Consider the following 15,741-nt stretch of genomic DNA (forward strand, 5'->3'; position numbering starts at 1 on the left):
CGTCGCGCTGCGCGTTATCGAGCTGCGACCACTGAAATAGAAAGCTCCTGAAATGGCGACTAGGACAGTCAGATCGACCGCGCCCCGGAACGAGGACCTGCCATGGTAGCGGCGCGGATCACGGTCAACGGGAAAGAAGCACCGCTTTCACCGGCCGCCGCCCACACCACGGTGCTGGACTTCCTGCGCGAGCGCGGCCTCACCGGCACCAAGGAGGGCTGCGCCGAGGGTGAATGCGGTGCGTGCTCGGTCCTGGTGGCGCGGCCCGGGGTGAAGAAGCCCACGGACTGGGTGGCGGTCAACGCCTGCCTGGTGCCGGTCGCCTCGCTCGACGGCCAGGAGGTCGTCACCTCCGAGGGCCTCGCCACCGCCGGCGCACCCGGCGCGCCCGCCGCGCTGCACCCCGTACAGGAGGAGATGGCCGTCCGCGGCGGCTCCCAATGCGGTTACTGCACACCGGGGTTCATCTGCAGCATGGCCTCCGAGTACTACCGGCCCGACCGCTGCGCGCACGCGCAGCCGGAGTCGGAGTCGAAGCCGGACTCAGACTCGGACTCGGACTCGGACTCGGACTCGACCGGCGGCACCGACTCCGAGCACGGTCCGAACGGCTTCGACCTGCACGCGCTGAGCGGGAACCTGTGCCGCTGCACCGGCTACCGCCCGATCCGCGACGCGGCGTTCGCCGTCGGCTCGCCCGCCGAGGACGACGTACTGGCGCAGCGGCGCGAGGAGTCCCCGCCCGCGCCGGCCGCCACCGAGTACGCCCAGGGCGACAGCGCGTTCCTGCGGCCGGGCACCCTGGCCGAAACGGTGCGGCTGCTGCGCGAGCGGCCCGAGGCCGTCGTGGTCGCCGGCAGCACCGACTGGGGGGTGGAGGTGAACATCCGGTCCCGCCGCGCCCGTTGCGTGGTCGCGGTCGACCGGCTGCCCGAACTGCGTGAGCTGCGCGTCGAATCCGACCACATCGAGATCGGGGCGGCGCAGACGCTCACCGAGATCGAACGCCGCCTCGACGGCAGCGTCCCGCTCCTGGCTGAGCTGTTCCCGCAGTTCGCGTCCCGGCTCATCCGCAACAGTGCAACCCTCGGCGGCAACTTGGGCACCGGCTCCCCCATCGGTGACAGCCCTCCGGTGCTGCTCGCCCTGGAGGCCTCGCTGCTGCTGGCCGACGCCGACGGCGAGCGCGAGGTCCCCCTGGCCGACTACTTCACCGGCTACCGGCAGAGCGTGCGCCGTCCCGGCGAGCTGATCCGCGCGGTGCGCGTCCCGCTGCCGCTGTCGCCGGTCACGGCCTTCCACAAGATCGCCAAGCGTCGTTTCGACGACATCTCCAGCGTGGCGGTCGCCTTCGCCCTCGACATCGAGGACGGGATCGTCCGCAAGGCGCGCATCGGCCTGGGCGGCGTGGCCGCCACCCCGATCCGCGCCCTCACCACCGAGGCGGCGCTGGAGGGCAGGGACTGGTCGGCGCGGACCGTCGAGGCCGCGGCCCAGGTCCTGCGGGCCGAGGGCACACCGATGGACGATCACCGCGCCAGCGCCGGCTACCGCTCCGCGATGCTCGGCCAGAGCCTGCTCAAGCTGTACGCGCGAACCCCCGAGGCGGTGTCGTCATGAGCCAGTTGTCCCAGCGTCCCGAAAAGCCCGTCGTCGGGGTTTCGATGCCGCACGAAAGTGCCAACCTGCACGTCACCGGTGCGGCGCTCTACACCGACGACCTGGTCCACCGCACCAAGGACGTGCTGCACGCCTACCCGGTCCAGGTCATGAAGGCCCACGGCAGGATCACGGCGCTGCGCACCGAGCCCGCGCTCGCCGTGCCCGGTGTGGTCCGCGTACTGACCGGCGCCGACGTGCCCGGCGTCAACGACGCCGGGATGAAGCACGACGAACCGCTGTTCCCCGACGCGGTCATGTTCCACGGCCACGCGGTCGCCTGGGTACTGGCCGAGACCTTGGAGGCGGCCCGGCTCGGCGCGGCGGCCGTTGAGGTGGACCTCGACGAGCAGCCCTCCGTGATCACGCTGCGGGAAGCGATCGAGACCGGGAGCTTCCACGGCGCCCGGCCCCTGATGCTGGCCGGCGACGTCGACGCGGGCTTCGAGGACTCCGCGCACGTGTTCACCGGCGAGTTCCAGTTCTCCGACCAGGAACACTTCTATCTCGAGACGCACGCGGCGCTCGCGCTCGTCGACGAGAACGGGCAGATGTTCGTCCAGAGCAGCACCCAGCATCCCTCGGAGACGCAGGAGATCGTCGCCCACGTCCTCGGGCTGCACAGCCACGAGGTGACCGTGCAGTGCCTGCGGATGGGTGGCGGATTCGGCGGCAAGGAGATGCAGCCGCACGGGTTCGCGGCCGTCGCCGCGCTCGGCGCGCTGCTCACCGGCCGGCCGGTTCGGGTACGGCTCAACCGGACCCAGGACCTGACCATGTCGGGCAAGCGCCACGGGTTCCACGCCTCGTGGAAGATCGGCTTCGACGCCGAGGGCCGCATCCAGGCCCTGGACGCCACCTTGACCGCGGACGGCGGCTGGAGCCTGGACCTGTCCGAGCCCGTGGTGGCCCGTGCGCTGTGCCACATCGACAACACCTACTGGATCCCCAACGCACGCGTCGCCGGCCGCATCGCCAAGACCAACAAGGTCTCCAACACCGCCTTCCGCGGTTTCGGCGGACCCCAGGGCATGCTGGTGATCGAGGACATCATGGGCCGGTGCGCGCCACTGCTCGGCCTGGATCCGATGGAGCTGCGCGAGCGCAACTTCTACCGGCAGGGCCAGTCCACGCCGTACGGACAGCCGGTGCCCCGTCCCGAACGCATCTCCGTCATCTGGCGGCAGGTCCGGGAGGACGCCGCCGTCGCCGAACGGGGCCGCGAGATCGCGGCCTTCAACGCCGCGCACCCGAACACCAAGCGGGCGCTGGCGATCACCGGGATCAAGTTCGGGATCTCCTTCAACCTCACCGCCTTCAACCAGGCCGGCGCACTCGTCCTGGTCTACAAGGACGGCTCGGTCCTGATCAACCACGGCGGCACCGAGATGGGGCAGGGCCTGCACACCAAGATGCTGCAGGTGGCCGCGACCACCCTGGGCATCCCGCTGCACAAGGTGCGGCTGGCCCCGACGCGCACCGACAAGGTGCCCAACACCTCCGCCACCGCCGCCAGTGCCGGGGCGGACCTCAACGGCGCGGCGGTGAAGAACGCCTGCGAGCAGATCCGCGAGCGGCTGCTCCAGGTGGCGGGCACCCAGCTCGGCGCGAACGCCTCGGACGTGCGCATCGTGGAGGGCGTCGCACGGGTCCTCGGCAACGACAAGGAGCTGGCCTGGGACGACCTGGTGCGCACCGCGTACTTCCAGCGGGTCCAGTTGTCGGCCGCCGGTTTCTACCGGACCGAGGGCCTGCACTGGGACGCGAAGGCGTTCCACGGCTCGCCGTTCAAGTACTTCTCCTACGGCGCCGCGGCGACCGAGGTGGAGGTGGACGGCTTCACCGGCGCGTACCGGATCCGGCGGGTGGACATCGTCCACGATGTGGGCGACAGCCTCTCGCCGATGATCGACATCGGTCAGGTCGAGGGCGGATTCGTGCAGGGCGCGGGCTGGCTGACCCTCGAGGACATGCGCTGGGACGCCGGTGACGGGCCGAACCGCGGCCGGCTGCTGACCCAGGCGGCGAGCACGTACAAGCTGCCGAGCTTCTCGGAGATGCCCGAGGAGTTCAACGTCAAGCTGCTGGAGAACGCCACGGAGGAGGGTGCGGTCTACGGGTCCAAGGCGGTCGGTGAGCCCCCGCTGATGCTGGCCTTCTCGGTGCGAGAGGCGCTGCGGCAGGCGGCCGCGGCGTTCGGGCCCGCGGGAGTCAGCGTGGAACTGGCCTCGCCGGCCACGCCCGAGGCCGTGTACTGGGCGATCGAGGGAGTCCGCGGGGGTGGCGTGCCCGGCGGCGGTCATCCGCCCGTCGCGGGCGAAGCCCCGTACGGCTCAAGCGCTTTGAGCCATGCCTGACATGAGCTGGGTCGCCGCGGTCGCGCGGTTGCGAGCACTCCGGGAACCCGGCGTGCTCGTGACCGTCGCGACCGTGCGCGGCCACGCGCCCCGCCGGGCCGGTGCCAAGCTCGTCGTGGGCCGGACCGGGACGTGGGGTTCGATCGGCGGCGGCAACATCGAGGCCGTCGCCATCGACCGGGCGCGCGAGCTGACCGGCGCGGCCGATCCGGAGCCGGAGCTGATGGAGTTCGCCCTGAACGACAAGGTCACCGGCCGGCACGGCGTGCAGTGCTGCGGCGGAGCCGTCACCGTGCTGCTCGAACCGCTGCCGGTGGTCCAGGCGGTGGCCGTCTTCGGCGTCGGGCACGTCGGGCTGGAACTGGCGCGCATCCTGGCCCGTCACGACCTCGACCTGCACCTCGTCGACTCCCGCCCCGACATGCTCACCGACGAACGGCTCGGCGTGCTGTCGGACGCGGTGGCGCAGGTCCACGTCCACCACACCCCGTTGCTTCCGGAGGAGGTGCTGGCGGAGCTGCCGCCCGGCACCCACGTCCTGATCATGACCCACGACCACGCCGAGGACGCCGCACTGTGCGACGCCGCCCTGCGCACCGCCGGTCTCGGCTCGATCGGTCTGATCGGCTCGTCCGCGAAGTGGGCGCGGTTCCGCCAACGCCTGGCCGCCGAGGGCGGCCACGACGCCACGGCCATCGACCGGATCAAGACCCCGATCGGACTGACCGAGATCACGGGCAAGGAACCCGCCACGATCGCGGTGAGCGTCGCGGCGGACCTGCTCCGGGCCTTCGAGGAGGACCGCCACTGGGCGGTGGCGAACACCGTTGCCGTGCTGCCGGAACAGGCGGTCGCGTCCGCCCCGTGACCGGGCACGGGGGCTGCGCGGTCACTGCGCCGACGGCCGGACGGCCTGGGCCAGCCGGTGTGCCGGGGCCTCGGCGCCGGACCGCGGCGGGTCGACGACCCGCACCCGGTGGGCGTCGGCCGCGAGCCGCTTGCCGAAGCGCGCGTACGTGGCCCGGGTCTCCCCCGGCCGGGCACCACGATGACGGTGCCGCGCCGATCCTGGGGCGGCGCGGCTGGTCCCACGCGCTGAGGTAGGCGTCCGCCCGGCGCCCCCCTTTTGAAGACCCCCTGCCAGATCCGGTCGCCGAAGTCGCCCGCGGCCGGCTGGATCCGGAAACCGGGCGTACGCACCTCCTCGTTCGCCTGTACGCCCTCCCGGCCGACGAGGCCTGAGCCCGGATGGCGTAACGCCCCTGGCCCTCGCCGCGGACATCGACCAGCATGGGCGGAGCGGGACCCGCGGACGAGATGGGCACGCATGCGCGCCACTGAGAGCAACCAGGACTATCCCTTCGCTGTCACGAACACGGCCGCGGCACTGCTGGACGGTGCCGGGACGATCGTCGCCTGGACACCGGCCGCCGAAGCCCTCCTCGATCGCCGGTCCGCGGACGTGTGCCGCCGACCGGCACGGGACCTCCTGGCGGACGCGGGCGGCTGGGAAGCGGTTCTGGCTCAGGGCGGGCAGGCGGGGGGGGCGGGGTACGGGGGCGGCCGGGGGGTTCCCGGCGGAGGCCCGGCGGGGGGCCACGGAGGCGCGCCCGGCACGGCGCCGAGACGGGCACGGCCCCGCGACCGGCACCGGGCCCCCGCCGATCCCGGTCCGGCATTGCGGCCGTGTTGCAGGTTCGTGGCCATCGCGGCGAGGCGGTTCCCGTGCGCGGGGCCCGACTCCTAGGGTCCGTCGGGAATCGCGATCAAGGAGTGTCCCGGGCTTGCGGGACGGGGTGCTGCAGGACGGGGTGCTGCGGGGATCGGCCTCGCACGCCGAGGGCGGCGAGCCGGGTCTGGTGGCGGTCCAGCCGGCGGCGGAAGTCCGGCCAGTCGCGGTGCGCCGACCAGGCGGTGTCCGCCAGGGCGCACAGCCTGGGGAAGGCCAGGTACTCGAGCTCGGCCGGGGTGCGCGCGTACTCGGTCCACAGCTGCGCCTGGGTGCCGAGGACCCGGCGCGCGGCCTCGGGCTCCCAGTGCGCGGGAACGGGCTCGTTGTCGTAGACGCCACGCAGGTCGAGCACGCCGTCCTGGCCGCGCGGCTCGCCGGGGTCGGCGGACTGCGGGTAGTCGAGGTAGGTGGAGCGGTACGGGGCCATGATCACGTCGTGGCCACGCAGCGCGGCGGCGCGCCCGTGGTCCGCGTCGCGCCACGCCATCGCGGTGAAGGCGGCGGGGAGTTCGGCGCCGGTGTCGGTCCAGCCGAGGGGGCGCCGGCCGAGCCGGGCCAGGTGCGCGGCGACGGAGTCGAGGAACCAGCCGTGCAGGGCGCCCGGTCCGGACAGGCCCTCGGCTGCGACCCGGGCCCGGGCGGCCGGCGAGCGCTCCCATTCCACGCGGGGGCATTCGTCGCCGCCGATGTGGACGTAGGGGGCGGGGAACACGTCGGCGACCTCGTCCAGCACCTCCCGGCAGAAGTCGAGGACACCGTCGTGGACGCCGAAGACGTTCTCGCAGACTCCCCAGCGGGTCCACGGCTCCAGCCGGACACCGGGCCGGTTGCCGAGTCCGGGGTAGGCGGCGAGGGCGGCGCGGGCGTGGCCGGGCATCTCGATCTCGGGGACGACGCTCACCCCGCGCCGGGCCGCGTAGGCGACGAGCCCGGCCAGTTCGGCACGGGTGTAGGCGCCCTCGTGCGGGATGCCGTCGCCCGCGCTCTCGGCCCGGCGGCCGCCGATCTCGGTGAGCCGGGGGCGGGCGGCGACCGGCATCCGCCAGCCCTGGTCGTCGGTGAGGTGCAGGTGCAGGACGTTGAGCTTGTGCAGGGCGAGCAGGTCCACGAAGCGCCGCAGGTAGTCCGCGGGCTGGAAGTGGCGGGCCACGTCCAGCATGGCTCCGCGCCAGGCGAACCGGGGCCGGTCGATGATCCGTACGCAGGGAAGTGACCAGTCGGGGGCGGGCGTACGGGTCCGCGCACCCCCGCCGGGCCGCTCCCCGCCGGCCAACGACCCGGTGGCGGCCAGCGCCTCGGGCGGCAGCAGCTGGCGCAGGGTCTGGACCCCGCGCAGCAGCCCCTCGGGCCGGGCGGCGAGGAGCAGGACCGCCTCGGGTCGGACGGTGAGGGAGTACCCCTCGGCTCCGAGGGCCCGCTCGCCGGGGGCCAGCAGGAAGGAGATCCGCCCCTCGGGGTCAGGCGCCAGCGGCAGTCCGGTGGCGGGGGTGAGCAGTTCGCGCAGGAGGTCGGCCGCCGCCCCGGCGCCGGGACCGGCCCGCAGTCCGGTGCGGTGGTCCAGGGGGAAGCGTCCGGGCTGGGTGGTGACCGAGTCGGGGCGCGGGACGAGCGCGAGGTCGGGGCGGAGGGCGGCTGCGGGCACGGCGTCGAGGTTCCTCACCTGGTCGTGGAGACAACTCGCCACCTTGACCAGCGAGTTGACCAACTGACCAATTGGTTAGCTGAGTGGCTAGAAGGTGACACGGCCCGTGTTCGCCGTCAACCCCGCGCGCTCCCGGTATTTTCCGCAGAGACCTCGCGCCGATCACCGACCGAATGGTTAGATGCACATGACCAGTTGGACAGGTGACCAGAGGGAAACGGAGTCCGGCCATGGAGAACGGCGCATCCGACTCTGACCGCGCAGCCGCAGCGTCGGGGCTGGTGCTCAAACGGGAGCGGGTCCGCGAGCACCTGCTGGGCCTCATCGACGTCCGGCGGCCCGGCGACGCGATCCCCTCGGAGCGCACCCTGTGCGCCACCCTGGAGGTCTCCCGCCCCACCCTGCGCGCGGCGGTGGACGAACTCGTGGCCACGGGCGTCCTCGTACGGGAGCACGGGCGCGGCATGTTCGTCGCCCCGGCCAAGATCACCCAGGAACTGGCCGCCGCCGAGGCGGCGTTCGCGATGCGGCAGGCCGCCGGACACTGGTCCAGCCGGATCCTGGAGCAGTCCACCGTCCAGGCGGGCGCGCGCATCGGCCGCCGGCTGCGCATCTCGCCCGGCGCGCAGCTGCTCTACGTCGCCCGGCTGCGGCTGGTGGACGGGGCCCCGATGGCGATCGAGCACCTGCACATCCCGGCCGCCCTGGTGCCCGCCCTGACCCCGGCCGAGCTGGAGGCCGGCGACCTCTACGAGCACCTGCGCGACCACCACGGCGTGTACGTGCACGAGGCGCAGCAGTCCATCGAGCCGACCGTGGTGAACGAGGCGGAGGCCGGCCTGCTGGACGTCCCGCTGCTCTCCCCCGCCCTGCTGATCGAGCGGCTCACCACCGACTCCACCGGGCGCCCCGTGGAGTACGTGCACTCCGTCTACCGCGGCGACCGCTACCGGATCGTCTCGCGCCTCGCGCTCGGGACGTCCCCGGGGGCCGGACGGCCGGACGGCCACCACCCGGGGATCCCGCCGGGCGATCTGGGCCGGCGGGCCGTCATCACCTCCACCACCTCGGGGGACATCCACACCGGCGCGTAACTTCCGGTCACAGCACTAGGTCACCCGGAAGCCGATGGCCGGGTGGGAGCGGTCGAAGGTCAGCCGGTCCCAGCCGGGGAAGGCGAGGTCGGTGACGGCGAGCAGCCTGCCGGAGACGTCGTGCAGGGTGCGGCGCACGGAGAGCCCTCCCGCGGGGGCGGGGGCCTGGGGGAAGCTGGTCCGGGTCATGGTGATGGTCTCCGCGACCCGGCCGCCGTTCGCGGCCCGCTCCAGCCACCGGTGCAGGGCACCCAGGTCCTCGTCCCGGACACCGGCCGCCGCGCGGTCGCGGTAGCGGGCGAGTTCCGGCGCCCCGTCCACGGCGCGCGGGCAGAGGTACGTCACCTCGTGCCGCCGCGTCTGGCCCCCCGGGCCGGTTTCGCGGTGGTGGTGGACCAGGGTCCGCTCACCGCCGCGCATGCCGAGCTGATCGGCGAGCGCGGGAGCCAGGGTGACGAGCGTGAGCCAGTTCTGCGCGGGTCCGGCGGCGGGCGCCGGTGCCGGTGCGGGCGGACCTGCGGGCGCCGGCGCCGCCACCCGCGCGGGGACGGCGGCCGGGGGCCGCGGCGCCGGCTCGGGGAAGGCGGTGCGGGTGCCGCGGCGCCCGGTGACGACGAGGCCGTCCTCGCGCAGGTGCTGGAGGGCGGCCCGGATGGTCTGCCGGTTGACCTGGTAGCGGGCGGCCAGGCTGCGCTCGGAGGGCAGTCTGGCTCCGGGGGTGAGGGCGGTGCGGTCCATCTCGTGCCGCAGCGCTGCGGCGATCCGCTGGTACTTGGGCATGGCGGCCTGGCCGCCACCCCGCGAAGGGGAGGGCATGGCTTCTCCTCTGACGGGAGGTCAAGGACTGCGCGGTCTGCCCGACCAACGTAGCATTGGTCTATACCTTTAGGTGAGACGGGTGCCGACAACCGGCCCCGATTGGCCGGAACCTTGCCTGCCGCTTGCGGCCCGCCGGGCCCCCTCAGCCGTGCAAGGGGTTGGGAAGCGGCAGGTAGCGGGCGTCCGCCCCGTCGGCCCTGGTCCAGCGCAGCAGCAGGTTGGTCTTGGCCGGGAGCGTCGGGGAGGCCAGCAGGGACTCGATCTCGGGGAGCCCGTGGGCCGCGTCGAAGCGCCGGAACTCCTCTCGGGCCGCCGGCCACAGGGCTCCGGCCGCCGCGGGGTGGTCCTGCGCGAGCGCGCCCGCCACCTCGGTCAGGTGGTTGACCACCAGGCAGTACACGAGGCGCTGCCAGGCGGCTCCGCGCTCCGTGTCCGGCAGGAGTTTGACGCCCTCCGCGTCCCGGAAGAGCGCCTGCGCGGGCATGCCCTCGGCGTCGACGGCGACCAGGGTGTTCTGCAGGTGGGCCTCCAGGACGACGCCGTGCCGGGCGAACAGGTACAGCACGGGCGGCACCACCTCGCGCAGGTACGCCCGCCACCACGCGGCCGGGTCCGCGGCGGCCGTGAGCGGGCTGCCCGGGTAGCCCTCCGCCAGGGCCGCCGCCAGCAGGGGCGTCAGCCCCGGCTCCGCGTGCGCCCGCAGCCCGTCGCGGACCAGGACCGCGAGCTCCTCGAAGGCGAAGGCGGCCGTACGGTAGCCCCGGTCGGGCAGCCAGGCCGCGCGCGATCCGGACCGGCGCAGGTCCGCGAAGCCCGCCAGGGTCGCCGCGTCCGTGCGGCGCAGCCCCAGCAGGTCGTGCCGCCAGAGCCGGCGCACGTCGTTGGTGATCCGCACGTCGAGGCTGAACTTCACGAACAGGTCGGCGTCCGGGCCGCCGCCGGGGACGTACAGGGTCCGGATCGACGCCGTCGGCCAGACCGGGAGCCGTCCGGTCCCCAGCCGCAGCAGCCGTCCGTCCTCGAAGGCCTCGCGCACCGCGGGCCGGCCCCCGACCAGGTCGAGCTGCCAGGGGTGCGCGGGCAGCAGTCGGTAGCCCGCGGGCGGGTGCGGGCCGCCGGCGGTCCGCACGAGGGAGTCGATCGCCGCCGCCGCCCCGGATCCGCCCTCCTCCACCACCTGGTCCTCCCGCAGCCCCAGGAAGACCAGGGGGAACCGGGCGTGCGCCTCGGGCGCGTACGGCAGCCAGCCCGCGGCCGGGGCACCGCCCCGCGCCTTGGGCGCCGGATGGTGCGGGTGCCCCATCACCAGGGCCTGCTCGGAGCGGACGTACGGGTCCGCCGGGGGCTCGGCCGCCGCCCGGGCGGTCAGCAGCGCGGCGACCGTCTCGCGGCTGTCGGCGATCTCCACCGGGAGCTCGTCGTTGGACACCCCGGTGTACTGGAGCAGTTCGTCGGAGACCAGTTTGACCAGCTCGGTGTGGCTGAGCGGATGCCAGCCGTCCGCCGTGCGCAGCTCGGGCCCGGCCGGCCGCCGGCCGCCGCCCACCCGCATCAGCCGCCCGCTGCCGAGCAGCCGGTACACACCCGCACCGCCCTCGGCGGACTCGGCCGCCTCTCTGAGCAGGCAGTTCAACAGTGGCGCGGATGCGTAGGCATCGGCGGCAGCGCTGCGGGCAGCGTTGTCGACGGCAGTGTCGGCGGCGTTGAGGTCCACGGATTCCATTCGGTACAACCGGTGTGCCGGCGGCGCGCGGGGCGTACCACCGGCCGTGATCTTCAGTATCCGCGATGATGAAGTGATCATCACGTCATCCGAGAGGATCAAGGCCCTGGACCCCAGCATGCACCTCCCCGCCACCCCCGCCGAAGAGGCCGTGGCCGCCGAATTGGCCGGATCCGCGCTGCCCGGCGCGCGCGCCGCCGCACTTCCCGGCGCGTACGCCGCCGCACTGCCCGGCGCGTACGCCGCCGCACTGCCCGGCGCGTACGCCGCCCCACTGCCCGGCGCGTACGCCGCCGCCCTGCCCGGCGCGCGCGCCGCCGTGCTGACCCGGCTGTGGCGGGCGCTCGCCTGCGAACCGCTGCCCTGGATCGCGCACCGGAAGCCGGGCCCCGGCTCCCTCGCGCTGCGCCTCGCCTCGGGCGCGCTGCTGGAGGGCCCGGCGGCGGACCCGTACGCGACGGCGCCGTACGTCACCGAGCTGCTGCTCGACGGCCGCCCCCACCGGGGGGCCGCCGCCCTGGTGGCGGCCCTCGGGGTGCCGCACGGGGAGGAGTTCGCCGCCGAGCTCGACGACAGCACGGCCTCGCTCGCCCTGTCCCGGGCCGGGCAGCCGGCCGGGCCGGACCCCGCGCCCCGGACCACCTGGGAGTGGGAGCAGCGGATCGTCGACGGGCATCCGTACCACCCCAACTGCCGTTCCCGGCCGGGCTTCACGGTCGCCGAGCAGCTGGCGTACGCGCCCGAGCACCGGCCCCTGGTCACCCTCGGGCTGGCCTCCGTACGGGCCGAGGAGTGCCTGGTCGCCGGGGACTGGCCGGACGCCTGGCGGGAGGGCGGGCGGATCCTCCTGCCGGTCCATCCGTGGCAGGCCGAGCACGTCTTCAAGCAGGGGGGACCGGCGGGGCACGAGGTCCGGCCCGGTCCCGCCGCGCACCCGCTGATGGCCCTGCGCACCCTGTCCCCCGCCGACGGCGGGCCGCACGTCAAGACCGCGCTGAGCACCCGGCTCACCTCCTCCGTGCGGGACATCTCCGCCTACTCCGTCGAGACGGCCGCCGCGGTCTCCGCCTTCGCGCAGGGCCTGTCCGAGCGGCTCGACGGCCGCCTGCACATCACCCGCACCCTCGGCGCCGTCACCGCGCACACCCCGGACCTGGCCGCGGTGCTCCGCGAGCCCCCCGAGGCGTACGCGGACGTCGGCGCGGGCGAACGCGTGCTGCCCGTCGCCGCGCTGGCCCTCACCCCGTACGCGCGCTCCGCGCCCTGGCGGGCCGGTTTCGCCCGCCTCGCCCTGTCCGTGTGCCTGCGGGTGCTGGACCTCGGGGTGGCCCTGGAGGCGCACGGCCAGAACCTGCTGGTCGTCCTGGCCGCCGACGGCACCCCGCTGCGCCTGGTCTACCGCGATCTCGCCGACATCCGGATCAGCCCGGCCCGGCTGGCCCGCCACGGCCTGCCGGTGCCCCCGCTGACGGGTCGGCTGGTCACCGACGACGTGACCGCCCTGCGGCGCAAGCTCTTCGGGTCCCTGGTGGCCGGCGCGTTCGGCTCCACGGCCGGTTCGGCCGCCGCGCTCGCGGCGGACCTCGCGGCGGCGGCGCCCGGGCTCGCGGCCACGGCCGACACGGAGGCACTGCTGCGCGGAGCGCTGCCCACCAAGGCGCTGACCCTGATGCGGCTGAGCCCCGGGGTCCCGGGCGACCAGTGGGCCGAGCTGGACAATCCGCTGACGGGGGGCTGATCCCGGGGCGGGGTCCAGACCGGCACTCCAGCGCCGCGGCGTCCGGGTGTGGGCCGTTCGGGGGGCAACTCGGCCCCCGTGGGCCCGCCTTCGCCCCGAACGGGCACGGCGGTGGCAGGAAGGAGGGATGAGCCTCCACCGCCGCCAGGTCCTCGCGGCCGGCGCCGCCGGCGCACTCGCCTCCCTCGGCGCGGCGGGCCGGCGCGCTCGGGACCCGGACTTCGGCGCGCTGGCCCGCTCCCTCGACGGCCGGGTGGTGACGGCGGCCGACCCGGACTACGCCGAAGCCCGCAGGCTCTTCCAGCCCCGCTACGACACGGTTCGGCCGGGCGCGGTGGCCTACCCCGCGCACCCGGGCGACGTGGCCGCCTGCCTGGACTTCGCCCGGCGCTCGGCCGTCCCCGTGGTGCCGCGCGGCGGCGGACACGGCTACGCCGGCTGGTCCACCCGCGAGGGCGGGCTCGTGATCGACGCGGGGGCCATGGCGGAGGTCTCCGCCTCCGGAACCGACGTGCGGATCGGCGCGGGCGCCCGGCTCGGCGAGGTGAACGCCGCCCTCGCCGCCCGGGGCCTGGCCGTGCCGGCCGGGCTGTGCCCCTCCGTCGGCATCGCCGGGCTCACCCTCGGCGGCGGGCTGGGCCTGGCCTCCCGGTTCCACGGCGCCACCTGCGACCGGCTCACCGGGGCGACCGTCGTGACCCCCGACGGGACGGTCCGCGAGGTCGGCGCCGACGACGACCCGGCGCTGTTCTGGGCCCTGCGCGGCGGCGGGGGCGGCAACTTCGGCGTGGTCACCGGCTTCCGCTTCCTCGCCCATCCCGTCGGCGCCTGCGCGTTCGCCGAGCTGCACTGGGCCCCGGCCGACTCGGCCGCCGTCCTGCGCGGCTGGCAGCGCTGGCTCGCGGCGCTCCCGGACCCGTTCTGGAGCCAGGTGGAGTTCACCGTCGACGGCGGCCCGGTCGGTGCACCGGCGCTGCGGGTGCTCTGCCTGGAGGGCGGGCGCGGTGAGCTGGAGCGGCAGCTGACCCGCCTGTCCGACCTGGCCGGGCGGCCGCCGCGGGACAGCTGGACCGTGGTGCGGAGCCACGGGGACACCGTCCGGGCCATGTCGGGCTGCCTCGACCTGGGCCCCGCCGAGTGCCGGCTCCCCGGCACCCTGCCCGGACACGACCCCCGGGGGCGCCTCGGCCGCGACTCCTACGCCGCCCGCTCGGACTTCTGGGCCCCCCGCGGGCTGACGGAGCCGGCCGTGGCGGCGGTGCTCGCGGCCGTGGGGCGCTACGCCGGGAGCGTGCCGCGCGGCGGTTTCGGAGTGGTCCAGTTCGACGGTGTGTGCGGCGGCGCCCTCAACCGGACCGCGCCCACCGCCACCGCCTTCGCGCACCGCTCCGCCGGCTTCCTCGCGCAGTACCTCGCCTACTGGCCGGCTCCGGCGACGGCGGCCGACATCGGCCGGCACCAGGGCTGGCTCGACTCGCTCTGGCAGGACCTGCGGCCCTGGGCGAGCGGGTCCGCGTACCAGAACTACGCCGACCCGAAGCTGGCCGGCTGGCGCGATGCCTACTACGGGCCGAATCTGGCCCGCCTCGAGGAGGTCCGGCGCGCCTACGACCCCGACCGGCTCTTCCGCTTCCCGCAGGCTGTGTAAGGAGACCGACGTGCGACGAGTGTTGACGGTGGCGGCCATGACGGCCGGCCTGCTGCTCCCCGGCGGGCCGCTGCCCGTCGCCGAGGCCGGGAACGCCCCGGCCCCGGCCCTGGCCCCTGCCCCGGCTCCGGCCGGCCGGTGGTCGGCCCGGGAGGCGGAGTCCTTCTGGACCCCCGACCGGATGGCGTCCGCCGTCCCGGTCACCCGCGGCGGCGCCCCGGCGGCGGGCGACGGGACCGGACAGGACTTCGACGGGATCCCGGTCGTCGGGCGGATGTTCGTCATGAAGGGCGGCGGCGCGTACTTCTGCACCGCGAGCGTGGTCGCCTCCCCCGGCCGCGACCTGGTGCTCAGCGCGGCGCACTGCCTGCTGGGGACCGACGCCCGGCAGGTGGCCTTCGTACCGCAGTACACGGCCGGGAACCCGCAGCCGTACGGGATGTTCCCCATTCTGCGCGACTCCGCAGGCCGCTCCAAGGTGTGGATCGATCCGCGCTACCGGCAGCTCGGCGCGGACCGGGGCGCCACCCTCGACGTGGCCTTCGCCCAGGTCGGCCCCGATGCCGACGGGTTCCCGGTGGAGGACGTCGTGGGCGGCAACCGGCTGGTCACCGGAGCCGCGTACGCGCACAAGAAGGTGTCGCTGATCGGCTATCCGGCCGCGGCGGCCCGGCCGCGGCTGTGCGTGAACCGGACGACGAAGTTCACCAGCGCCGATCCGGGGATCCCGGGATCGTTCCTGCGGATCGACTGCACCGGCTATCCGGGCGGGACCAGCGGCGGTCCGTTCCTGACCGGCTACGACGAGCGGACCGAGACGGGCGACGTGGTCGGGGTCATCGGCGGCTGGAAGACGGGCGGGGACACCCCCGACACCTCCTACAGCTCCTACTTCGGCCCCGAGATCAGGAAGTTGTACGAGACGGCTCTCGCCGGGGCGCGGGTGGCGTGAGCACCCGCACCCAGCGGGTGCGGCGCGGGTTGCCCACCGTGCGCGGGGTCTCCGGCAGCCCCTGCGCGGTCAGCGGCTCGGCGGGGGCGAGGCCGAGCTGGCGGCGCAGGTCGGCGAGGGCGGTGTGGACCGGCCCGAGGATGACCTCGGCGCGCGGGTGGGCGTGGGCCAGGGCGTGCGCGGCCGTCTCGATGGCCTCGGCGGCGTCCTCGGCGGCGCCGCGGCTCCAGCCGCCGGGCGCGGCGTGCCCCCAGGGCGCGATCGTGTCGTAGAGGTGGCAGGCGGCATCGGCCACGGCGTCGGCCCGTTCCCCGACGCCGGGCGCCGCGATGATCGGCAGCTCCATGCCCGGTCAACGAGCGGAGCCCGCCGGGGGA

11 protein-coding genes are annotated in these 15,741 nt (G+C 74.9%); 7 read left to right on the forward strand and 4 right to left on the reverse strand.

All coding sequences use genetic code 11. The annotated features are described in order from the left end of the window. Positions 1-102: 102 nt before the first annotated feature. The 3 genes from DRB96_RS25905 to xdhC are packed head-to-tail and all read left to right on the forward strand — an operon-like array spanning position 103 to position 4,884. Positions 103-1,620 (forward strand): FAD binding domain-containing protein, encoded by a 1,518-nt coding sequence (locus tag DRB96_RS25905; RefSeq protein ID WP_112450619.1) that lies wholly within the window; start codon positions 103-105, stop codon positions 1,618-1,620. Further along, entirely contained in the window at positions 1,617-4,016 is a 2,400-nt protein-coding gene (gene xdhB / locus DRB96_RS25910; protein WP_112450620.1) for a xanthine dehydrogenase molybdopterin binding subunit, read from the forward strand. Before DRB96_RS25905 ends, xdhB begins: the two co-directional genes overlap by 4 nt. A gap of 1 nt (position 4,017) precedes the next feature. Then, positions 4,018-4,884, forward strand: a complete 867-nt coding sequence (xdhC, locus tag DRB96_RS25915; protein WP_112450621.1) for a xanthine dehydrogenase accessory protein XdhC — start codon at positions 4,018-4,020, stop codon at positions 4,882-4,884. An 898-nt stretch (positions 4,885-5,782) separates the two neighbouring features. On the opposite strand, the gene DRB96_RS25930 is transcribed toward xdhC, so the two are convergent. Continuing rightward, complete coding sequence (locus DRB96_RS25930; RefSeq protein WP_112450622.1) at positions 5,783-7,390, reverse strand: beta-N-acetylhexosaminidase; 1,608 nt, start codon at positions 7,388-7,390, stop codon at positions 5,783-5,785. 230 nt (positions 7,391-7,620) lie between these two features. On the opposite strand from DRB96_RS25930, the gene DRB96_RS25935 reads away from it, so the two are divergent. After that, positions 7,621-8,484 carry a GntR family transcriptional regulator gene (locus DRB96_RS25935; RefSeq protein ID WP_112450623.1) on the forward strand — a complete coding sequence of 288 codons (864 nt, stop codon included), beginning with the start codon at positions 7,621-7,623 and terminating at the stop codon, positions 8,482-8,484. Between the two features lie 15 nt (positions 8,485-8,499). Here the strand turns inward: DRB96_RS25935 and DRB96_RS25940 are convergent, their stop codons facing one another. Then, entirely contained in the window at positions 8,500-9,300 is an 801-nt protein-coding gene (locus DRB96_RS25940; protein WP_112450624.1) for a winged helix-turn-helix domain-containing protein, read from the reverse strand. Between the two features lie 145 nt (positions 9,301-9,445). Further along, complete coding sequence (locus tag DRB96_RS25945; RefSeq protein WP_239517763.1) at positions 9,446-11,017, reverse strand: IucA/IucC family protein; 1,572 nt, start codon at positions 11,015-11,017, stop codon at positions 9,446-9,448. A 127-nt stretch (positions 11,018-11,144) separates the two neighbouring features. Between DRB96_RS25945 and DRB96_RS25950 the strand changes: the two genes are divergently transcribed. The 3 genes from DRB96_RS25950 to DRB96_RS25960 all read left to right on the forward strand — a co-directional run bounded on the left by DRB96_RS25950 (position 11,145) and on the right by DRB96_RS25960 (position 15,364). Beyond that, positions 11,145-12,764, forward strand: coding sequence for an IucA/IucC family siderophore biosynthesis protein (locus tag DRB96_RS25950; RefSeq protein WP_112453711.1), 1,620 nt, complete (start codon positions 11,145-11,147; stop codon positions 12,762-12,764). A gap of 127 nt (positions 12,765-12,891) precedes the next feature. Beyond that, the gene (locus DRB96_RS25955; RefSeq protein ID WP_112450626.1) at positions 12,892-14,412 is read left to right on the forward strand and encodes an FAD-binding oxidoreductase; all 1,521 of its coding nucleotides are present in this window, start codon (positions 12,892-12,894) and stop codon (positions 14,410-14,412) included. A gap of 10 nt (positions 14,413-14,422) precedes the next feature. Next, the gene (locus tag DRB96_RS25960) at positions 14,423-15,364 is read left to right on the forward strand and encodes a trypsin-like peptidase domain-containing protein (RefSeq protein WP_162688622.1); all 942 of its coding nucleotides are present in this window, start codon (positions 14,423-14,425) and stop codon (positions 15,362-15,364) included. Here DRB96_RS25960 and DRB96_RS25965 read toward each other — a convergent pair. After that, positions 15,318-15,710, reverse strand: coding sequence for a hypothetical protein (locus DRB96_RS25965; protein ID WP_112450628.1), 393 nt, complete (start codon positions 15,708-15,710; stop codon positions 15,318-15,320). The two genes, DRB96_RS25960 and DRB96_RS25965, sit on opposite strands and share 47 nt — an antisense overlap. Positions 15,711-15,741: the final 31 nt, after the last annotated feature.

Origin of the sequence: Streptomyces sp. ICC1 (assembly GCF_003287935.1) — a bacterium.
Classification (GTDB): Bacteria; Actinomycetota; Actinomycetes; order Streptomycetales; family Streptomycetaceae; genus Streptomyces; species Streptomyces tritrimontium.